This window comes from Mycobacterium sp. D16Q13, assembly GCF_002013375.1.
GTDB lineage: Bacteria > Actinomycetota > Actinomycetes > Mycobacteriales > Mycobacteriaceae > Mycobacterium.
Genome location: NZ_MAEW01000015.1, coordinates 20,194 through 41,078 on the forward strand (window position 1 = coordinate 20,194; position 20,885 = coordinate 41,078).

The 20,885-nt window shown below is 66.5% G+C and carries 20 protein-coding genes; 8 read left to right on the top strand and 12 right to left on the bottom strand.

The annotated features are described in order from the left end of the window. Positions 1-21 precede the first annotated feature (21 nt). The 3 genes from B4400_RS16840 to B4400_RS16850 all read left to right on the top strand — a co-directional run bounded on the left by B4400_RS16840 (position 22) and on the right by B4400_RS16850 (position 2,241). Positions 22-918 (top strand): class I SAM-dependent methyltransferase, encoded by an 897-nt coding sequence (locus tag B4400_RS16840; RefSeq protein WP_078311694.1) that lies wholly within the window; start codon positions 22-24, stop codon positions 916-918. Positions 919-1,120: 202 nt separating this feature from the next. Continuing rightward, complete coding sequence (locus tag B4400_RS16845; RefSeq protein WP_043079148.1) at positions 1,121-1,456, top strand: RNA polymerase-binding protein RbpA; 336 nt, start codon at positions 1,121-1,123, stop codon at positions 1,454-1,456. Between the two features lie 23 nt (positions 1,457-1,479). Next, positions 1,480-2,241, top strand: coding sequence for an SDR family NAD(P)-dependent oxidoreductase (locus B4400_RS16850; RefSeq protein WP_078311695.1), 762 nt, complete (start codon positions 1,480-1,482; stop codon positions 2,239-2,241). A gap of 12 nt (positions 2,242-2,253) precedes the next feature. Here B4400_RS16850 and B4400_RS16855 read toward each other — a convergent pair whose 3' ends face one another. The 7 genes from B4400_RS16855 to cobN all read right to left on the bottom strand — a co-directional run bounded on the left by B4400_RS16855 (position 2,254) and on the right by cobN (position 11,454). Continuing rightward, the gene (locus B4400_RS16855; protein WP_078311696.1) at positions 2,254-3,015 is read right to left on the bottom strand and encodes a polyprenol monophosphomannose synthase; all 762 of its coding nucleotides are present in this window, start codon (positions 3,013-3,015) and stop codon (positions 2,254-2,256) included. Between the two features lie 5 nt (positions 3,016-3,020). Continuing rightward, positions 3,021-4,826 (bottom strand): apolipoprotein N-acyltransferase, encoded by a 1,806-nt coding sequence (gene lnt / locus B4400_RS16860; protein WP_078311697.1) that lies wholly within the window; start codon positions 4,824-4,826, stop codon positions 3,021-3,023. Next, positions 4,819-6,354 carry an amidohydrolase gene (locus B4400_RS16865; protein ID WP_078311833.1) on the bottom strand — a complete coding sequence of 512 codons (1,536 nt, stop codon included), beginning with the start codon at positions 6,352-6,354 and terminating at the stop codon, positions 4,819-4,821. The genes lnt and B4400_RS16865 overlap by 8 nt, the downstream gene beginning before the upstream one ends. 92 nt (positions 6,355-6,446) lie before the next feature. Beyond that, a complete protein-coding gene (locus B4400_RS16870) occupies positions 6,447-6,959 on the bottom strand; it encodes an FxsA family protein (RefSeq protein WP_078311698.1) in 513 nt (170 codons plus the stop codon). Positions 6,960-7,010: 51 nt separating this feature from the next. Next, positions 7,011-7,412 (bottom strand): PPOX class F420-dependent oxidoreductase, encoded by a 402-nt coding sequence (locus B4400_RS16875; protein ID WP_078311699.1) that lies wholly within the window; start codon positions 7,410-7,412, stop codon positions 7,011-7,013. Positions 7,413-7,422: 10 nt separating this feature from the next. Further along, positions 7,423-7,827 (bottom strand): PPOX class F420-dependent oxidoreductase, encoded by a 405-nt coding sequence (locus tag B4400_RS16880; RefSeq protein ID WP_078311700.1) that lies wholly within the window; start codon positions 7,825-7,827, stop codon positions 7,423-7,425. Positions 7,828-7,836: 9 nt separating this feature from the next. Next, positions 7,837-11,454 (bottom strand): cobaltochelatase subunit CobN, encoded by a 3,618-nt coding sequence (gene cobN, locus B4400_RS16885; protein ID WP_078311701.1) that lies wholly within the window; start codon positions 11,452-11,454, stop codon positions 7,837-7,839. Between the two features lie 33 nt (positions 11,455-11,487). On the opposite strand from cobN, the gene cobG reads away from it, so the two are divergent. From cobG to B4400_RS16900, 3 genes are read left to right on the top strand one after another with little or no spacing between them, the layout of a single operon-like run. Next, positions 11,488-12,648: a precorrin-3B synthase gene (gene cobG, locus B4400_RS16890; RefSeq protein ID WP_078311702.1), complete on the top strand. Its 1,161-nt coding sequence runs from the start codon at positions 11,488-11,490 to the stop codon at positions 12,646-12,648. A 9-nt stretch (positions 12,649-12,657) separates the two neighbouring features. Continuing rightward, positions 12,658-13,284 carry a precorrin-8X methylmutase gene (locus B4400_RS16895; protein ID WP_078311703.1) on the top strand — a complete coding sequence of 209 codons (627 nt, stop codon included), beginning with the start codon at positions 12,658-12,660 and terminating at the stop codon, positions 13,282-13,284. Next, on the top strand, positions 13,281-14,759 hold the full coding sequence (locus B4400_RS16900) for a precorrin-2 C(20)-methyltransferase (RefSeq protein ID WP_078311704.1): 1,479 nt from the start codon (positions 13,281-13,283) through the stop codon (positions 14,757-14,759). The genes B4400_RS16895 and B4400_RS16900 overlap by 4 nt, the downstream gene beginning before the upstream one ends. On the opposite strand, the gene B4400_RS16905 is transcribed toward B4400_RS16900, so the two are convergent. From B4400_RS16905 to dprE2, 4 genes are read right to left on the bottom strand one after another with little or no spacing between them, the layout of a single operon-like run. Then, entirely contained in the window at positions 14,731-15,459 is a 729-nt protein-coding gene (locus tag B4400_RS16905) for a cobalt-precorrin-6A reductase (protein WP_078311705.1), read from the bottom strand. The genes B4400_RS16900 and B4400_RS16905 overlap by 29 nt on opposite strands. 20 nt (positions 15,460-15,479) lie before the next feature. Further along, positions 15,480-16,235: a precorrin-4 C(11)-methyltransferase gene (cobM, locus tag B4400_RS16910; protein WP_078311706.1), complete on the bottom strand. Its 756-nt coding sequence runs from the start codon at positions 16,233-16,235 to the stop codon at positions 15,480-15,482. Further along, positions 16,232-17,449 carry a precorrin-6y C5,15-methyltransferase (decarboxylating) subunit CbiE gene (gene cbiE / locus B4400_RS16915; protein ID WP_078311835.1) on the bottom strand — a complete coding sequence of 406 codons (1,218 nt, stop codon included), beginning with the start codon at positions 17,447-17,449 and terminating at the stop codon, positions 16,232-16,234. The genes cobM and cbiE overlap by 4 nt, the downstream gene beginning before the upstream one ends. Next, entirely contained in the window at positions 17,446-18,171 is a 726-nt protein-coding gene (gene dprE2 / locus B4400_RS16920) for a decaprenylphospho-beta-D-erythro-pentofuranosid-2-ulose 2-reductase (RefSeq protein ID WP_078311834.1), read from the bottom strand. Before dprE2 ends, cbiE begins: the two co-directional genes overlap by 4 nt. A gap of 101 nt (positions 18,172-18,272) precedes the next feature. Between dprE2 and B4400_RS16925 the strand changes: the two genes are divergently transcribed. Continuing rightward, positions 18,273-18,698, top strand: coding sequence for a F420-dependent biliverdin reductase (locus tag B4400_RS16925; RefSeq protein WP_078311707.1), 426 nt, complete (start codon positions 18,273-18,275; stop codon positions 18,696-18,698). On the opposite strand, the gene B4400_RS16930 is transcribed toward B4400_RS16925, so the two are convergent. Continuing rightward, the gene (locus B4400_RS16930; RefSeq protein WP_078311708.1) at positions 18,695-19,837 is read right to left on the bottom strand and encodes a M24 family metallopeptidase; all 1,143 of its coding nucleotides are present in this window, start codon (positions 19,835-19,837) and stop codon (positions 18,695-18,697) included. The two genes, B4400_RS16925 and B4400_RS16930, sit on opposite strands and share 4 nt — an antisense overlap. Positions 19,838-19,897: 60 nt before the next feature. Here B4400_RS16930 and B4400_RS16935 point away from each other — a divergent pair, with 60 nt between their 5' ends. Then, positions 19,898-20,833 (top strand): 5'-3' exonuclease, encoded by a 936-nt coding sequence (locus B4400_RS16935; RefSeq protein ID WP_078311836.1) that lies wholly within the window; start codon positions 19,898-19,900, stop codon positions 20,831-20,833. The last annotated feature ends 52 nt before the right edge of the window (positions 20,834-20,885 follow it).

The window sequence follows — 20,885 nt, forward strand, 5'->3', positions numbered from 1 at the left end:
CCACCAGAAGCGGAGACCGGTGTGAGTAGTCGTCGTCTTGATCGTCGGGCGAGTTTTACGGCGCAATCCTGCGCGGCCCAACGCGCGGCGGAAACGTTGCAGCCGCCACGGCGGCGCCTGCTCGACGATCCGTACTCACGGCATTTCATCCGCAGCCCCCTGCTACGGGCCTGTTTGATCCATCCATTGGTGGCGCGCGGCTTTATCGGAGTACTGAAATCCGTGTTCGGCGCCGCGGGTCACTTCTTCCTGGTCTTACGGGTGCGCTACACCGATGATGTCCTCGATGCCGCCATCAACGACGGTGTCGATCAGGTTGTGCTGCTGGGCGCCGGATTCGACACCACCACGTTGCGGCGGGCGGCACACGGTTCGGTCAGGATCTTCGAAGTCGACGCGCCCACCACCCAAGCGGACAAACGCGCCGTCATGGAACAGCTCCGTTCACCCGATGACAACGATCAGATCGTTTGGGTGCCCTGCGATTTCGAACACGACGTATTGCGCGAAAGACTCCTCGCCCACGGATTCGATCCCACCCGGCCGAGCCTGTTCATCTGGCTCGGTGTGACTGCCTACCTCACCCAGGACGCACTGGACGCGACACTTGCCGACCTCGCGACGGTCTGCGCGCCCGGGAGCCTGCTGGTTTTCGACTACCTCGACACCAGTGTCGTCACCGGTGGAGACAGCAAGTCTGTACGCGCCCGACTGTGGACCGAGGCGGCCGCACGTTTTGGCGAGCCATACCTGACGGGCCTCACCGCGGGTGACGCCGACGCACTGCTGGCCTCGCATGGGTTCCAGTGCCAAAAGCACCTGACCACACGCGAACTACTGCAGCGGTACGCACCGACCTATGCCAGCCGATCGCCCGCCGATGGCCGGGCAGCTATCACCACGGCACAGCGCGCCTAACTCGGGCAATCGTGATACCCCGCCACGCGTCGCAGACGCAAAGCGGTGACCGCCACAACGGCGTTCACCAGCTATAATGAGGGCCACAACCTGCGCGAACAGGGAACTAACGGCGCGGGTACGGCGTTGAGGTAGACAGCCACCAGCAATTCGAGCGCGGGATCCGATCCGCAGAGACCCGCAGTGAAGAGGAGATGTACACATGGCAGATCGTGTTCTACGGGGCAGCCGACTCGGCGCCGTCAGCTACGAAACCGATCGTGACCACGACCTGGCGCCCCGCCGCATGGCTCGCTACCGCACCGACAACGGTGAAGAGTTCGACGTTCCCTTCGCCCACGATGCCGAGATCCCTGCCAACTGGGCGTGCCGCAATGGCCTGGAAGGCACCCTCCTCGACGGCGATGTGCCCGAGCCCAAGAAGGTCAAGCCCCCCCGTACGCACTGGGACATGCTCCTGGAGCGCCGCAGCGTTGAGGAACTCGACGAGCTGCTCAAGGAGCGTCTGGAACTGATCAAGGGCCGTCGCAGGGGCTAGGGCGCGGCAGCGTAACTCGCCTGATGAGTGCCTCCGGCAGATCCGTCGCGGGTTCGGCAGTTCTCATCACCGGTGCCGGCAGCGGCATGGGGAAGGCAACTGCCCGGGTTTTCGCCGAGGACGGCGCGTTTGTGGCGGTCACCGATCTTCGGTTGGAGGACGCACAGGCGGTCGCCGCTGAGATCGGCGATTCCGCCGCCCCTTGGGCACTGGATGTCACCGATGATACCCAGATCACCGAGGTGGTGACGGCCGTCGCCGAGCGATTCGGCCGGCTGGACATTGTGGTGAATAACGCCGGTTTCGCGGCATTCAGGTCCCTCGATGACCCCGATTACGGCGAGACCTGGGCGCGCTCACTGGCCGTTCATCTGACCGCACCCCAACGGATTGTCCGTGCGGCGCTTCCGTTCCTGCGTAACTCCCCTGCCCCGCGCGTGGTGAACATCGCCTCCACGGAGGCTCTCGGCGCCACCCCGTACGACAGCCCATATGTCGCGGCCAAGTCCGGCCTGGCTGGTCTGACCAGGAGTTTGGCCGTCGACCTTGGACGCGACGGCATCACGGTGAACTGCATCTGCCCAGGGCCGATCGATACCGCGATGACGGCAGCGATCTCCTCCGAAGACAAAGACACCTATGCCCGCCGGCGCACCGCGCTACGGCGCTACGGTCGCGCCGAGGAAGTGGCACACATGACCTTGAGCCTGTGCCTGCCGGCCGCGTCCTATCTCACCGGCACGGTCATTCCCGTCGACGGCGGCCTGATGGCCCGCAACGCGTGAAGGCTGAGTACCTCAGCGATTGATGCCGCGCGCCCGATCGAGGCGACTGCTGATACCCCATTTGGTGACCTTGACCAGGGCCTCGTTGATGATCGATCCGCTCATCTTGGATTCACCGATGGCGCGTTCGGTGAAGGTGATCGGCACCTCGGCAACCTCGAAACCGTGCGCGATGGTGCGCAGAGTGAGGTCGATCTGGAAGCAGTAGCCGTGCGATTCAACGGCCGCCAGATCCAGCTTTTCGAGCACCTCACGCCGGTACGCGCGGTATCCCGCAGTGATGTCGTGGGGCTTGACGCCCAGCACCAGCCGCGCATAGACGTTCGCGCTGCGGGATAGCACCAACCGCCGCCAGGGCCAGTTGACGACGGTGCCCCCGGGGACGTAGCGAGAACCGATCGCCAGATCGGCTCCGGCGTCGACGGCATCGAGCAGCCGCGACAGCTGTTCAGGAGCGTGACTGCCGTCGGCGTCCATCTCCACCAGCACCGAATACTGACGGGCCAGGCCCCAACCGAAGCCGGCAATGTAGGCGGCTCCCAGGCCACCCTTTTCCTTGCGATGCATGACGTGCACGCGATCCGGGTCGGCAAGCGCGGCCTCGTCAGCAAGTTCACCGGTGCCGTCAGGGCTGCCGTCATCGACGATCAGCACATGGACATCGGGTTGCGCCTTGTGCAGCCGACCAAGGATCAGCGGGAGATTCTCCCGCTCGTTGTACGTCGGAATGATCACCAGGGTCCGGGCGCTCGGACGTTCGGTCACGGGATCCACTCCGGTCAGGTCTCCTTAATCGGTGAGGCCGGCTCTACCTCACGTTCCGGCCTCTTCAGCCCTCCATTGTGCAGTATCGCCAGGCCAGCCGAGGCCAGGACGGCAAGTCCAGCGATCACAGCAAGTGCCCATTCGATCCAGGGACCCCATTGTGTGGCGGGTGTCAGGTCGTCGTGCAGTCGCACTTGCATGTCGATGTACGCCGGTTCGAAAAACTTGGTGCGGCCCGCGTCGACACCATCGGGAGAGATAAATGCGCTGATCCCGGTGGTGCCGACGACGATGACCTCCCGGTCGTGCTCGACCGCCCGAACCTTGGAGATGGCCAGCTGCTGTTCACTCATCGCACTGCCGAACAGGGCGTTGTTGCTCGGCACCGCCAGAATTTGGGCACCGTTGAGGGTGGACAGCCGCGCTGCCCTGTCGAACAGGACCTCCCAGCACGTCGTCACACCGATCTTCACTCCACCGGCGGTGACGACACCGTTGCCGTCTCCCGGCACGAAGTACCCGGCGCGGTCGGCGTACTCCGAGAAGTGCGCGAAGAAACTCCGCCACGGCAGATACTCTCCGAACGGCTGCACGATCTGCTTGTCATGACGTTCCCCCGGGCCGGTGTTCGGATCCCACACGATGATCGAATTGATCGATTTGGGCTGTTCGGGGGTGGAATCGGGGTACCGCAGCACGCCGCCGACCAGGATGGGCACACCGATGGCCTGTGATGCCTCGGTGATGGCCTCGGCCGCGTCGGCGTTGCGGATCGGATCGATATCCGAGGAGTTCTCCGGCCACACGACGAACTGAGGTGCCGGAGCCTTGCCCGCCTTCACGTCCTGGGCCAGCAGGAGGGTTTCCTTGACGTGGTAGTCGAGCACAGCGCGGCGTTGAGCGTTGAAATCGAGCCCCAAACGCGGAACGTTCCCCTGCACCGCGGCGACGGTGACGGTCCGACCATCCGTGGCGCCGTGGCTCGCGTGCCGAACCTGCTGCCAGCTCACCGCCATGGCGAACAGCACAAGACACACGCAGGCTCCGGGCAGCAGCACCGAGGGCATCGGCCGGGCGCCGTCCGGACCCAAGGATGGGCTTCGCCACCAGCGGTACATCTCGATACCGAGTGCGGTCACCGCGAAGGCCCCCAGGGCAACCATGAAGGACACCAACGGCGCTCCCCCGTATCGCGCCAGGCTCAGCATTGGACCGTCGCCCTGCCCGAAAGCGATACGGCCCCAAGGGAACCCGCCAAACGGAACGCTCGCTTTACCCCATTCGGCAGCGGACCACGCGGCGGCGAACCACAGCGGCCAACCCGGCAGGTTCCGCACGGCGACCGCCAAGACACCGAATAGGGCCACCCAGGTCGCACAGAGCAAGGACAGCGCCAGCCACGGGACGGCGCCGACCAGCTGGCCTGTCCAGGGCAGCAGCGGGATGTAAAACGCGAGACCGAACAGCAGGCCGTACCCGAGCCCGCCGCGCAACCTGGTCTTCGGCGACCACAACACCAATCCCAGGATCGACAGTGCCGGGAACGCGGCCCACCAGTAACCCCACGGCGGGAAGCTCGCACACAATGCGAGGCCCCCGATCAACGCCGCGCCCTGACGGGTCGCCGCGCGCAGCCAGGCCGTGCCGAACGCGACAGCGCGTGCACGCACCGCACCGGCGAAGGCCGCACCGCGTGAGGGACCGGCGTTGCCCGGAGCCTGCGGCTCCTCGTCTACCGGAACGTTGGCCTCCACACCGCGATCCGCGATGTCCTCGCCAACAGTCTCGTCAACGGATTCGCCGACAGCTTCTTCAGCCATGGATCACCGTGCCGCGGTGCACGGTCCGGAGGCATGTGGGGAGCACAGCAGCGGCGTCCGATAAGTCCGGCAGGGCCGGGACCCGCGAGCGCGGGTCCGTGGACCACCGCTGCACTCCCGGTTGGCTGGTGTTGATGGTCAAGTCCCCTGTCTCCCAAACCGCATAGCTGGCAAGCGCTCCCGGCGTCAACGTGCCGGTCGCGCCGTCATGAACGCCCTGCGCACGCCAGCCGCCCCGGGTCGCGGCACCGAATGCCGCGCGGACCGAAACGGAACTGCTTGCGGTGCGGTGATGTGCCGCTGCCCGCACCGTCACCCACGGATCCATGGGCGCGACAGGGGCATCAGAACCGAACGCGAGAGGCACGCCTTGGGATGCTAACAGCGCCAGCGGGTTTAGCTGAGCACCTCGGTCCGGGCCGAGTCGTTCCGCATACATGCCATCTGGGCCACCCCAGAGAGCATCAAATGCCGGTTGCACGCTGGCAATCACCCCGAGGCGACCGAGTTGCTCGGCCTGTGCCGCGGAGACCATTTCGAGGTGCTCAAGACGATGTCCACACCGAGCCACCGCCGGCACGCCATAACGGTCGGCGACACGGCCCAGCGCGTCGATCACCTGAGTGACGGCGGCGTCGCCGATCACGTGGAACCCTGCGGCGATGCCGGCCTGCGTGCACGAGTCCAGATGCGTCTCAACCGTTTCAGCGTCCAGATGCATCGTGCCGCAGGTGTGCGGCGCATCGTGATACGGCTCCTGCAGCCAGGCGGTATGCGATCCCAGCGCGCCGTCGACGAAGAGGTCACCGGCCAGACCGGCAGCCCCCGTTGAGGCGATGAGCTCGCGCGCGTGATCGGGGTCGCGGGCTGGCTCACCCCAGTATCCGGTGACCTGCACGCCATGCTCGGTGGCCAACAGCTCCCGGAAATCATCCAGCCCACCGATCTCGGGCCCGCCGCATTCGTGCACCGACACCAGGCCCAGCGATGCCGCGCTGTCGAGGGCCGCGCGCCGTGCCCGCGCCCGCCCGTTGACGGAGAGCGCACCGCGGGCGTGTGCCCGCAATAGGTGGTGAGCCGCCCCGGCCAGCGGACGCTCGGGGTGAAATCCCGTGGCATCGGCAAGTCCCGGTACCTGCCGGCGCAGCGCCGTCGACGCCGCGGCCGAGTGCACATCAATACGGGTGAGGTAGACGGCCCGGCCGGGTGCTGTCGCGTCCAGTTCGGCGGTGCTCAGCGGTTCCCGATCCGGCCATCGCGATTCGTCCCAGCCGTGTCCCCAGATCACCTCATCGGCATGCTCACCGGCGTACGCGGCCAGTCGGGCCAGGCATTGCTCGCGTGAGGTCATGTCGGACAGGTCGAGCCCGATGATGGACAGCCCCAGAGCGGTGAGGTGAACGTGGGCGTCGACGAACGCGGGCGCGACGAAGGCACCCTCCAGGTCGACGATGTCGGCGCCGGGGAACTCTGCGCGACCAAGGTCGTCCTCGCCGATCCAGCTGATGATATCGCCGGTCACGGCCATGGCGGTCGCCGCCGGATGCGACGGGCTATGCACGCGCGCGTTGACGAGCAGTTGAGTCTGCACTCGGTAATTCTGCCGGGTTCGAGGGACGTCTACGCAGGCAGGTCGTGGCCGGGACGGTACCTGGAGGTCTGCTCGCCTGAATCTTCCGCCACGTCGACGACCTCACCATCGATGTAGTCGACGGTGCTCGGCCGCGTTCGGCTGGCCTGAAACGCGCCGTATCCGGCGGGAATGACGGTGATGAGGGGCGCGCGCCGGCTCAGCTGCCGTGCCGCGACGAGGGTCAGCACCGGCCGCAGGACGGCACGGGTCGGGGGCAACAGCATGAGCAGCCCAATAGCCGAGGACACCAGCCCCGGGATCACCACCGCGACAGTTCCGAGCGCGATGAGCGCACCGTCCGCGACGGCGCCCCCGGGGGATCGCACTCCCCGCCGCAGCTGATCCACGGCGCGCCGGGCCTGCGAGCCCGCGAGTATCAGACCAACGACAAAGGCCGCGGCGACGGCGATGATGGTCCAGCCGATGCCCACCGCCGAGGTCAACGCCACCAGGGCGGACACCTCGACGATCACATACAGGAGAAACAGGCCTGGCCACATACCCGGACAACGCACCGGCCCGTCGCCGGGTTCCCGGTTCGGCGTTCCGGGTCAGGCGGTGATGGCTAGCCCGATGGTGCCGCTGGTGCCTCGACGCAGCACGCTGGCCTTGACCAGCACCCACCCCAGCAGGCCGTACTTCCGGGTGATGGCCGCCCGCGCCCGCTCGGTCCCGTCGGGGTCCAGGACTCGTGCGGTGCCCTCGATCTCGCCGCTGCGGACCTTGCCACGCACATCGCAGACGGCCAGCGTTACGCGCGGGGTATTGCGGATCCGGCGCACCTTCCAGGAGTTGGCTTCCGTCCACACGAGAAGCTCGCCGTCCTCGGGTGCCGCCCACACCGCGGCCGGTTTGGCGTGACCGTCCTTGGTGTAGGTGGTCAACAGGACATATTTGGCGGCACAGACGTCGTCGAATGTCGGCACCGGGAGGTTCGCACCCATGCCGATCAGTCTAGGAACCTCACAGCGTTTCCGGCGCGCCGAGCGTCACCGAAATACCGACTCTGGCGCCGTTGCGCCGGTCCAACCACGCCGTCACGATCCGGCTGGGTAGTCCGTACCGTTTGACCACCGCCTCCCGGATACGCGCCACCGAGGCCGGATCCTCGACGATCACCGCAGTGGCATCGGCAACCGGACTGATCACCCGGCCGCGCTGCGTGCAGACGGCCACTCTCACCTTCCGGTCTCGCCGGATCCTTCGGACCTTCCAGGTGTTCGCACTCGTGGTCAGCAAGAGCTCATCGCCCTCGGCGACGAAGCCCATCGGAGTTGGCTTGGGCACACCATCTTTGGTGAATGTGGTCAACAGAATGTAGCGGCCGGCCGCTACGGTGCCGATGTCCAAGCCGATATTCCGGGCCATGCTCCGATGCTACGACTCCAGCTCGCCCTCGGTCTCCAAGAACACTGAGCGCAAATCACTCAAAACTTGCTGATCCGGGTTCTCCCACAGGCCCCGACTGGCCGCCTCCAGCAACCTCTCGGCAATGCCATGAAGCGCCCACGGGTTGGACTGCTGCATGAACTTGCGGTTCTGCTCATCGAGCACATAGCTGCTGGTGAGTTGCTCGTACATCCAGTCGGCCATCACATTCGCGGTGGCGTCGTACCCGAACAGGTAGTCGACGGTGGCCGCCATTTCGAACGCGCCCTTGTAACCGTGCCGGCGCATCGCCTCCAGCCACCGCGGATTGACCACACGTGCACGGAAAACTCTTGTGGTTTCTTCAGATAACGTGCGGGTACGCACAGCGTCCGGTCGGGTGTTGTCACCGATATACGCCGCGGGAGCCTTACCAGTGAGTGCGCGCACCGCGGCGACCATGCCGCCGTGGTACTGGAAGTAGTCGTCCGAATCGGCAATATCGTGTTCGCGGGTGTCGGTGTTCTTCGCCGCGACCGCGATCCGGCGATACTGGTGACGCATATCTTCACTCGCGGCGGCACCATCCAATCCACGACCATAAGCGAATCCGCCCCACGCGGTGTAGACCTGCTCCAAATCCGAGTCGTTGCGCCAGTTTTGGCTATCAATCAGCTGAAGTAGTCCTGCGCCATAAGTGCCGGGCTTGGAACCGAAGATGCGCATGGTGGCGCGTCGCCAATCCCCATGCTCGGCGCGATCCAATTCGGCATGCGCCCGCAGATAGTTCTGCTCCGCGGGTTCATCGAGACCCGCCACCAGCGCGACCGCGTCATCGAGCATGGTCACCACATGCGGGAAGGCGTCGCGGAAGAATCCGGAAATGCGCACCGTGACATCGATCCGTGGGCGCCCGAGTTCTGCCAGGGAGATCGCCTCCAGGCTCACCACGCGCCGGGAGGCCTCATCCCACACTGGCCGAACACCCAGGAGTGCAAGAACTTCGGCGATATCGTCACCGGAGGTCCGCATCGCCGAGGTACCCCATATCGAAAGACCTACAGACCGCGGCCAATCTCCATAGTCGGTGCGGTATCGCTCCAGCAGCGAGTCCGCCATGGCCTGCCCGGTCTCCCAGGCCAGCTTCGACGGCACCGCCTTGGGGTCCACCGAGTAGAAATTGCGCCCGGTAGGCAGCACGTTGACAAGCCCCCGCAGCGGCGAGCCGGAGGGCCCAGCCTCGATGAACCGGCCGTCCAGAGCGCGCAGGATCGCGTCAATCTCGCCGTTGGTTCCGTCCAGCCTGGGCACTACCTCGGCCGCCGCGAACCGCAGGATCTGCGCGACCTGAGGGTCATCGGTGAGATCGTCCACCGCGTCGGGATTCCAGCCCGTAGCCTGCAGCGCCGTCAGCAGCGAATGCGCCTGCTGGTCAATCTCATCGACGCGCCCACGGTCGTCGGTGCCGTCCTCGGCCAGTCCGAGCGCCTGACGCAATCCGGGTACCGATTGTTCACCGGCCCACATCTGTCGGGCACGCAGGATCGACAGCACCAGATCAACCTGAGCTCCCCCGATGGGCGCGCTGCCCAGAATGTGCAGGCCGTCGCGGATTTGCACATCTTTGATCTCACAGAGCCATCCGTCGACATGCAGCAACATGTCATCGAAGACGTCCTCGTCGGGGCGCTCCTGCAGCCCCAGGTCGTGATCCATCTTCGCCGCACGCATCAGCGTCCAGATCTGCTGGCGGATTGCCGGCAGTTTCGCCGGGTCCAGCGCCGAGATGTTCGCGTGCTCATCGAGCAGTTGCTCCAAACGCGCTATATCCCCATAGGTTTCGGCGCGGGCCATGGGCGGGATGAGGTGGTCGACCAGGGTCGCGTGCGCGCGCCTTTTGGCCTGAGTGCCCTCGCCCGGATCGTTTACCAGGAAAGGGTAGATGAGCGGCAGATCACCGATCGCAGCATCGGTAGCACAATCTGCCGACAGGCCAACGGTTTTCCCGGGCAGCCACTCCAGATTGCCATGCTTGCCCAGGTGTACCAGAGCATCGGCGCCGAACCCGCCCTCCTCGCGTCCGGCCGACAGCCAGCGGTACGCGGCGAGGTAATGGTGACTGGGTGGCAGGTCGGGGTCGTGGTAGATGGCTACCGGATTCTCCCCGAATCCACGCGGCGGCTGTACGAGAAGCAAGATATTGCCTGCTTGCAACGCCGCAATCACAATATCGCCGTCGGGGTTGACGCTGGTGTCGACGAATAGTTCTCCCGGTGGTGGGCCCCAGTGTTCGACCACCTGCTCGGCGAGCCCGGGCGCCAGCCGCGCGAACCACTCCCGGTACTGTCGCGCGGGTACACGAATTGGGTTGCCCGCCAGCTGTTCCGCGGTCAACCAGTCCGGATCTTGGCCGCCCCGTTCGATGAGCGCATGAATCAGCGTGTCCCCGTCGCCGTCCGTCGCGGGCCGACCGGTAGCGGGCAGTCCGGGGATGTCACCGTCGGCGCCCACGTCATAGCCCGCCGCACGCATCGCTGTCAGCAGCGCCACCGCGCTCGCCGGGGTGTCCAGTCCCACCGCGTTGCCGATCCTGGCGTGCTTGGTGGGATACGCGGAGAACACCACCGCTATCCGACGCTCGCCGGCGGGGATGGATCGAAGTTTTGCGTGCCGCAGTGCGATACCGGCCACCCGTGCGCAACGCTCCGCGTCGGGAACGTAGGTGATAAGGCCGTCGCTGTCGATCTCCTTGAACGAGAAGGGCACGGTGATGATGCGTCCGTCGAATTCGGGAACCGCGACCTGGGTGGCGACGTCCAACGGGCTCATACCGTCGTCGTTGGCGTCCCAATCATCGCGGGGGCTGGTCAGGCACAACCCCTGCAGGATTGGGATATCTAAGGCCGCAAGGTGGCCGACATTCCACTCGTCGTCGGCTCCGCCGGCCCCCACTGCCGCGGGAGTCGCACCACCGGCGGCCAGCACGGTGACCACCATGGCGTCGGCGGCCGCCAGGGTCTGCAGAAGCTCCGCCGGCGCGGTCCGCAGCGAGGCGCAATACACCGGAAGCGCCCGTCCTCCAAGGTTTTCAATGGCGGTGCAGAGAGCCTCGATGTACGCGGTGTTTCCGGCCAGCTGCTGGGCGCGGTAGTACAGGACCGCGATGGTGGGACCGTCGACATTCCGGGCGGCACGCTGTAGCACCCCCCAGGCGGGGTTTGTCGTCGGCGGTTCGAAGCCGATTCCCGTCATCAGCACGGTGTCGGACAAGAAGGCGTGCAGCTGCTGCAGATTCGCCGTCCCACCCTCGGCCAGGTACCGGTGCACTTGTAGGGCCACGCCGCCCGGGACGGTCGAACATTCCATGAGCTCGGCATCGGGAGCCTGCTCACCGGAGACCACGACGGCCGGCACACCGGAGGCGATGACGGCATCGATGCCCTCTTCCCAACCGCGACGGCCACCAAGAAGCCGAACAACCACCGTCCCCATCCCGTCCAGCAGGGCCGGCAGGTCGTCGACGTGGATACGAGAAGGGTTGGCCCATCGATAGTTCGCACCACTGGCACGCGCACTCAGCAGGTCGGTGTCGGATGTCGACAGGATCAGGATCGGGGCATTGCTCACAGGACATTCGTACCGTAGTCCTACGGTGAGTAGGTGACCCGCTCCAGCCCAGACGACGCGTGCCCCGGTGCGCTGCGTCTACACGAGGCTGCCGATGGAGCGTTGGCACGCATCCGGCTGCCCGGCGGAATGGTCACGTCAGCGCAGTTGGCCGCGTTGGCGAAGGCGGCCGGCGACTATGGCGCGCCGGTATTGGAACTGACCTCCCGCGGCAATGTTCAGCTGCGATCGATCCGTGATGCGGATGCGGTGGGCACCCTCTTATCGGAGGCCGGGCTGCTGCCGTCGCCGAGCCATGAACGGGTACGCAACATCGTGGCCTCACCGCTGTCGGGTCGGTCCGGCGACTTTCCCGATGTGCGTCCGCTGGTCGTCGCGCTGGACCGCGGGCTGATCTCTGCTCCCGTTCTCGCCGACCTGCCGGGGCGTTTTTTGTTCAGCCTCGACGACGGGCGGGGCGATATGACGGCCATGGGGGCCGATATCGGACTGCGGTATTACCCAGGTGGATGGCGACTGATTCTCGACGGCCGCACCACGTCAGTGTGCATCGACGACCCAGATGCCGCCGTGGAACGCGTGCTCGCGATCGCGCAGGCCTTCGTGCACATCCGCGGGAACGCGTGGCGCGTGGCGGAGCTGCCGGACGCGGCGGAGACCCTTGCTCAGGCGATCGGCGCGACGCTGATCGAAGGCCCACCTCATCCGACGGCCACGGTACGTGCACCCGTGGGATGGATCGAGCAGCCTTCCTCGGGTAACTCTGCCAGCGACATGGTGACACTGGGCGCCGCGGTTCCGTTGGGTCAGCTACCGGCGAGAGTGGCCGCGCTGTTGGCGGCGGCCGAAAAACCTGTCGTCATCACCCCGTGGCGATCTGTACTGCTGTGCGATCTGCCCCACGAAGACGCCGACGTGGTACTGCGGGTGCTGGCGCCTTTGGGCCTGGTGTTCGACGAACGCTCCCCCTGGCTCAATGCCAGTTCATGCACCGGACTACCCGGATGTGGGCGCTCGCGGGCCGACGTGCACGCCGATGTGCGACTCGAAGTCGCCGAGGAGATCGCCAGCGGAATCCATTCCCCGGTGCATCGGCACTGGGTTGGCTGTCCACGCGCCTGCGGCTCCCCCGCCACAGGCCAGGTGCTGGTGGCGACGGAGCTGGGTTATCGGCCGCTGGAGCGGCACCCGTAGGGTGAGCGCGTGCTTGACTACGTGCGAGACGGAGCCGAGATCTATCGGCAATCGTTCGCGACCATCAGGGCTGAGGCCGATCTGTCGGCATTCCCCGACGACGTCGCGCGCGTGGTGGTCCGGCTCATTCACACCTGCGGGCAGGTGGATCTGCCCGGCGAGATCGCCTTCTCCCCCGACGTGGTGACACGCACCCGGGCGGCCCTGGACGCCGGTGCCCCGATCCTGTGTGATTCGTCGATGGTCGCAGCCGGGATCACCCGCCTGCGCCTCCCCGCCGACAACGAGGTGGTGTCCCTGGTGGCCGATCCGCGCGCCGCGGAATTGGCCCAGCGCACCGGAACCACAAGATCGGCTGCCGCCGTGGACCTCTGGGCCGATCGGTTGCCCGGATCGGTCGCCGCGATCGGGAATGCCCCCACCGCGCTGTTCCGCATCCTCGAACTCATCGACGAAGGGGTTGCTCCCCCGGTGGCCGTCCTGGGCGGCCCGGTCGGTTTCGTCGGCTCGGCACAGTCCAAACAGGAGCTGATCGACCGTCCGCGTGGCATGGACTACCTCCTGGTACGGGGTCGGCGGGGCGGCAGCGCGATGGCCGCCGCCGCGGTGAACGCGATGGCGAGCGATAAGGAATGAGTAGAGGAACCCTGTGGGGCGTGGGCCTGGGCCCCGGCGATCCCGAGCTGGTGACCGTCAAGGCGGCGCGAGTGATCGGCGAGGCCGATGTGGTGGCGTTCCACAGCGCACGGCATGGGCGCAGCATTGCCCGCTCGATCGCGCAGCCGTATCTGCGGCCCGGCCAGCTTGAGGAGCATCTGGTCTACCCGGTCACCACCGAGACGACCGAGCACCCGGGCGGATACCGCGGCGCGATCGATGATTTCTACGAAGAGTCCGCGAATCGGATTGCCGCCCACTTGGATTCGGGCCGCAATGTGGCATTGCTCGCCGAGGGCGATCCGCTGTTCTACAGCTCGTACATGCACATGCACCGCCGTCTGACCGACAGATTCGATGCGGTCATCATCCCCGGTGTGACGTCGGTCAGCGCCGCGTCCGCGGCGACGGGGACGCCCTTGGTCGAGGGCGACGAGATTCTCACCGTCATCCCCGGCACCCTGCCGGCCGACGAAATCGCCCGCAGACTCGGCGATTCGGATGCCGCGGTCATCATGAAACTGGGCCGCTCGTATGGCGCCGTGCGACAGGCATTGGACACCGCCGGCGTGCTCGATCGCGCCTACTACGTAGAGCGGGCCAGCACCACGGAGCAGCGGGTGCTTCCCGCCGCCGATGTCGACCCGTCCTCGGTGCCGTACTTCTCACTGGTCCTGGTTCCCGGGGCGCAACCCATCACCGACACCCGGCTCGACGAGATGGTGACGGTGGTCGGATTGGGCCCGGGCCATCACGACTGGACCACCACCGAGGTCCGTCAGGAACTGGCGCGCGCCACCGATCTCATCGGCTACGGCCCGTACCTGGATCGCATCCCCGCCCGGGACGGCCAGGTTCGTCACGCCAGCGACAACCGCGACGAACCCGCACGCGCCGAACTGGCCTTCAAGCTCGCGGCGGGCGGGCGCCGGGTGGCCGTCGTGTCCTCTGGCGACCCTGGTGTATTCGCGATGGCCGCCGCAGTGATGGAAGAGGCCCGTGCGTGGCCCGATGTCACGGTGCGGGTGCTCCCGGCGATGACGGCAGCGCAGGCCGTGGCCAGCCGGGTGGGGGCACCCCTGGGCCACGACTACGCGGTGATCTCGCTGTCCGATCGCCTCAAACCATGGGAGATCATCGAATCCCGCCTACGCGCCGCGGCGGCCGCAGATCTCGTGCTCGCCGTGTACAACCCGGCCTCGAAGTCGCGGACATGGCAGGTGGCGTCCATGCGTGATGTGCTGTTGGAACACCGCGCCCCAGCGACGCCGGTCGTGTTGGGACGCGATGTCGGCGGCGCGGGAGAATCCGTGCGGGTGACGACGCTGGGTGAGCTCGACCCGTCAGCGGTGGACATGCGCACCCTGCTGATCATCGGTTCCTCGCAGACTCAGTGGCAGGACACCGATTCCGGGCCTCAGGTGTTCACGCCTCGGCGTTATCCCGCTCCGTAACCCACTGCTGCGCAGCGTCCACGGTGGTCACGGTGGTCACGTTCTCCGGTAATGCCGGCCTGTCGATCATCACGACGGGAATACCCAGCGCCGCAGCGGCTTCCAACTTGGCGGAGGTCATTGTCCCCCCACTGTTCTTGGTGACCAGAACTTCGATCTCATACTGGCGCATCAGCTCGGTTTCCTGGCCGAGCGAGTACGGCCCGCGCGACAACAACACATGATGCCGCTCGGGTAGCTCGTCGGCGGGCACCGGCTCCACCACACGGATCAGGAACCAGGCGTCCGAGAACAGAAACGCCCCGATGCTCGAGCGTCCCGAGGTCAGGAACACCCGCGAAAAACCCTGCGCCACCACCGCATCCTTGGCCTCTGCCGCCGAAGAGACCACCGTCGCATCGCCTGTCGGCCAGGGTGGGCGGCGCAGGATGAGGTGAGGGATGCCCAGCCGTCCGCAGGCCGCCACGGCGTTCTCGGTGATCGTCGCGGCGAACGGATGGGTGGCATCGATCACCGCTTCAATGTTGTTATCCAACAGCCATGTCCGCAGACCTACCTCGCCACCGAATCCTCCGACGCGCAGCTCGCCCGCCGGTACCGCCGGGTTGCGCACCCGCCCCGCGAGCGAGGTGGTGACATCGAAGCGGGGTACCAGCCGCTCGGCCAGCTGGCGCGCCTCCGCCGAACCTCCGAGGATCAAGACTCTTCTTAATGGGTGCATCAGTGCGAAGCCCCTCTACGGCGTCCCGCCGAGTACAGATAGCTGTCGGTAAAACCCTCTGCCGCAAGCACCTTCCCGACGAAAATGACCGCCGTCTTGGTGACACCCGCTTCCGTCATCTGCCCGGCGATATCCGCGAGAGTGCCGCGAAGGATGATCTCGGATGGCCAGCTGGCATACGCCACCACAGCAACCGGTGTCTGCGGCGAGTATCCCCCAGCGACGAGATCAGCCACCACGGTATCGATTTGAGCCGCCGCCAAATGCAACGCCAGGGTCGCCCCCGGCGCGGCCAGGGTGCGCAGATCTTCGCCGGCGGGCATCGCGGTGGACAACGTCGACACCCGGGTGATCGTCACGGTCTGCGCGACGCCGGGAACGGTGAGCTCGGTGCCCAACGCCGCCGCGGCGGCGGCGAAGGCCGGAACACCCGGCACGATCTCATGACCGATGCCGAGGGCATCCAGCCGGCGGCACTGCTCAGCGACGGCGCTGTACAGCGAGGGGTCACCCGAGTGCAGCCGAGCGACATCGAGTCCCTGCGCGGCGGCGCTGGATATCTCGCCGATGATCGCATCCAGGGTCAGTGGCCCGGTGTCGATGATCCGGGCGTCCGGCGGGCACACCTCCAAAAGATCACGCGGCATGATCGATCCCGCGTACAGACAGACCGGGCACCGTTGCAGGATCCGCTGCCCGCGCACCGTGATGAGGTCGGCGGCGCCCGGTCCGGCACCGATGAAATAAACCGTCATGGCTTTTCCGCGCTCCATTGCGTGACAGGCAGCCGGGATCTCCAGCTGGTAAAACCACCGAGGGGGGCGGCATCCTCGATGCGGTACCTGCGCAGCTCTCCCCCGTGGCCGGAATACCATTGCAACAAAAGCGCTTCGGATTCCGCGGTCACTGCGTTGACGACAATGCGGCCGCCGCTCGGTAACCGATCCCAGCAGTGTTCAAGCAATCCGGGTCCGGTAACGCCGCCACCGACGAAAATCGCGTCCGGGGCCATGGCCTGCTCGAAATCCTTTGGCGCCGAGCCGAAAACCTCGATATCGACGCCAAACTTCTCCGCGTTGGCCGTGATGGCGGCCCGCCGCGACGACTCGATCTCGAAGGCCGAGGCGTTACAGCCGGCGCCACTGCGTGACCATTCGATCGCGATGCTGCCCGAGGCCGCGCCCACGTCCCACAACCGTTGGCCCGGCCGCGGCGCCAGCGACGCCAAAGTGACCGCCCGGATCTCACGCTTGGTGATCTGCCCATCGTGCTCGAACACGTCCTCGGGCAGCCCCGCGACCAGCGGCAGGACGGTGCCCTCCACCTCCGGAACATATTCGACGGCAATGACATTCAACGCGTCGCCGGGTGAATGATCCCAACCGCGGGCGGCACCGGCGAACGAACGCTCGGCCGCACCGCCCAACTGTTCCCAGACCGTCAACCGCGAGTCGCCCAGCTCGGCTCGGGTCAAGGCTCGCGCCAGGTCCCCGGGAGTGTTGGCATTGCGGCTCAGCACCACCGCCCGTCCGCCGAACCTGCGGGCGGAGTCGACCGGCGCGTTCACCAGGCTGATGATCTCGACATCGTTCACCGCCCAACCCATTCGGGCACAGGCCAACGACACACTGGATACATGCGGAAACACCCGCACCCGCTCGCCGCCAAACAGCCGGGTCAGTGTGGTGCCAACGCCATGCAACATGGGGTCACCGCTGGCAAGGACGTGGACGTCACCGAGACCGTCGAACATGGTGGGCAACGCGGGTAGCAGCGGGGAGGGCCATACTCGGCATTCGGCGGCCAGAGATTCGGCGGCCAGCAGTTCCAGCTGGCGCAATGAGCCGAAAATGACTGATGCACGCTGCAATTCATGGCGAGAACGCATCGATAGCCCGTCGACCCCGTCCGCACCTATCCCGACCACGGTAATCATCTGAGTTCGATGCTCTTCGCCCGAGGGACTCATCGCGGCATTCTGCGCCATACCGACGACGGTACCCACCGCATGACGAATGCCAACGTTCCCAGTGCTCGCGGGATCCACACGGTGCGCTTCCCGCGCCGCAGAGCCCGCACGGTCGCCTCTGCCACCTGGGGCGGTGTGCTCGCCAATGGCGCCGGGGACATGCCCGCCGCCATCCGCCCGATCACGAAGCCCGGGCGCGCGATCAACAGGTGTACGCCGGAACCGTGCAGGGCATCGGCCAGACCGCTCGCGAATCCGTCCAGTCCCGCCTTGGCGGATCCGTACACGTAATTGGCGCGCCGTACCCGCCATCCGGCGATCGACGAGAACACCACCAGCGCGCCGCGGCCGGCACCGCGCATGCGAACCGCCAACTGAGTCAGCAGGGCGACCTGTGCCACGTAATCGATGTGCACGATGGCCGCCGCATGAGCGGGATCTGTTTCCGCGCGCGTCTGGTCGCCGAGCAGCCCGAACGCGAGCACCGCCACATCGATGGCTCCCCGTCGCTCGATGATCGCGGCCAACACGGATTCGTGGGTGTCGAGCCGGTCCGCGTCGAACTCGACGCAGTCGACGGCAACGGCACCGGCGTCACGGACGCGTCGTTCCTCCTCCTGCAGGTCCTCGGCCCGGCGCGCGGCCAGAACCACGGCATTTCCCGGCGCGAGGCGCGTAGCCACCTCGAGCCCGATTTCGCTACGGCCACCGAAAATCACCACCGTCGACGGTCTTCCCGGACGCGGTTCATCCCCAAGCTGGCCGGAGTGTCGCACCGTGTCGGTCACGTCAGCGATTATGTCCTGCGCTAGCGTGAGGGTTGATGGCGAACACCCCTACGACCCGACTTACCGATGATGCGCTGGCGTTCCTCTCCGAGCGCCATCTCGCGATGCTGACCACGTTGCGGCAGGACAACAGCCCGCATGTGGTGGCCGTCGGCTTCACCTTCGACCCCGCGACTCACATCGCGCGGGTCATCACCACCGGCGGGTCGCAGAAGGCCGTCAACGCCGAGCGCGGTGGCCTCGCCGTGCTGAGTCAGGTCGACGGAGCCCGCTGGCTGTCCCTGGAGGGCACGGCCGCCGTCGTCACCGACAAGGAAGCCGTGCGCGACGCCGAGCTGCGCTACGCGCAGCGTTACCGCACTCCCCGCGTCAACCCGCAGCGGGTGGTCATCGAGGTCAAGATCGAGCGGGTGCTGGGCTCCTCGGATCTGCTGAACCGCGGCGACACCCCGGCTGATTAGCGGCCGGACGGCACCACCGTCAGGCCATGTGGCCGTGAATTCACCGACTCGCAACCGTTTTCGGTGACGATGACGATGTCCTCGATCCGCGCGCCCCACAGTCCCGGAAAGTACACACCCGGCTCGATGCTGAAGGCCATTCCCGGCTCCAGGATCAAATCATTGCCCTCCACGATGTACGGCTCCTCGTGGACCGACAGCCCGATGCCGTGTCCGGTGCGATGCACGAACGCCTCGCCCATCCCCGCCTCGTCGAGAACACGGCGCGCGGCGGCATCCACGGACTGCGCGCTCACACCAGGGCGAGCCGCCCGAACCGCGGCCTGCTGGGCCTGCTCAAGAATCGAAATGCGTTGAGCCACATCGGGGTCAGGATCACCAATGCTGTAGGTACGCGTGCAGTCGGAGTTGTAACCCGGCTCGTAGCTGCCGCCGATATCCACCACCACGATGTCCCCGGCCCGCAGCTCGCGCTCGGAGCACTCGTGGTGCGGGTCGGCCCCGTGTGGGCCCGAACCCACGATGATGAAGGCGACCTCCGAATGCCCCTCGGCCACAATCGCTTCAGCGATATCGGCAGCCACCTGTGCCTCCGTGCGCCCCGGCACCAGCAGCTCGGGCACCAGGGCGTGCACCCGGTCGATCGCGCTGCCCGCCTTGCGCAGCGCATCGATCTCTGAGGCATCCTTGACCATGCGCAGTCGGCGCAGCACCCCGGTGGCCAGTACCGGCACCGTCCCGATCAATTCGGTCAGCGGGAGCAGATGCATTGCGGGCATCGACTCGGTGACCGCCACGGTGCCTAACACAGCACCGCCCGCACCACCCAATGCCGCACGCACCAGCTCGTAGGGATTTTCACCGTCGACCCAATCGCTGATCGGGATGTTGAGATCCCCGATCGCCGAATCTTGCAGCGCCGCAAGCTCCATCCGTGGGGCCACCACAGAGGGCGTTCCCGAGGCCGGCACCACCAATGCGGTGAGCCGCTCAAAGGTCTGCGCGCGCGACCCCGTCAGGTACCTCAAGTCATATCCGGGTGTGATCACCAGTCCCGCCACCCCGGCCGCCGCGGCCTCCTGGGCGGCACGTCGCAGGCGGTTGGCGTACACATCCGATTCGAAACGCTGGGCTGCCATACCGTCCAGGCTATCTGGCATAGGTTGAGTGCCGTGTCAGATGATCTCGCGCGACCCGTCCTGCTGCTCGATGGCGCCAGCCTGTGGTTCCGTTCGTACTTCGGAGTTCCCGATTCCATCACGTCCCCCGACGGCAGACCCGTCAACGCCGTCCGCGGGTTCCTGGACACGATGTCGCAGCTCGTTACCCTGCACCGGCCCCATCGGCTGGTGGTGTGCCTGGATCTGGATTGGCGTCCGGCCTGGCGCGTTGCCGCCATCCCCTCCTACAAGGCGCACAGAGTCGTCGAGGAGATCGCGACAGAGGTTGACGTTGAAGAGGTGCCCGACGAGCTGACACCCCAGGTCGACATGATCGCCGCCATGTTGGACGCATTCGGTATCGCGTCAGCGGGGGCACCCGGCTTCGAGGCTGATGACGTGCTGGGCACCCTGGCGGCGACCGAACGCCGGGACCCGGTCATCGTGGTCAGCGGAGATCGAGACCTACTGCAGGTGGTCACCGATGCCCCGGTCCCGGTGCGCGTCTTCTATATGGGACGCGGGTTCGCCAAGGCCACATTGTTCGGGCCGGCAGAGGTTTCCGAGCAGTACGGAGTGCCCGCGGAGCGTGCCGGCGCGGCGTACGCGGAGCTCGCTCTGCTGCGCGGCGACCCGTCCGACGGGCTGCCCGGCGTCGCCGGCGTAGGCGAGAAAACGGCGGCCAAGCTGCTCGCCGAGTACGGGTCGCTGACCGGCATTCTTGCCGCCGCCGACGATCCAAAATCCGGGCTGTCCAAGGCGGTTCGCGCCAGGCTGCTGGCCGCCACCGACTACATCGCGGCTGCCGAACCGGTGGTGCGGGTGGCCGCGGATGCGCCGGTCACGATCGATCGGGACAGCGATGCGCTACCGCTGACAGCGCGAGATCCGCAGCGCGTCGCCGAACTGGGCGCCGAATGGGGCATCGGGTCGGCGATCACACGCTTGCAGAAGGCGCTCGACGGACTCCCCTGAACACAAAAACGCCGAGTGCGCGGAGGGCACACTCGGCGTTTTCGCGAGAACC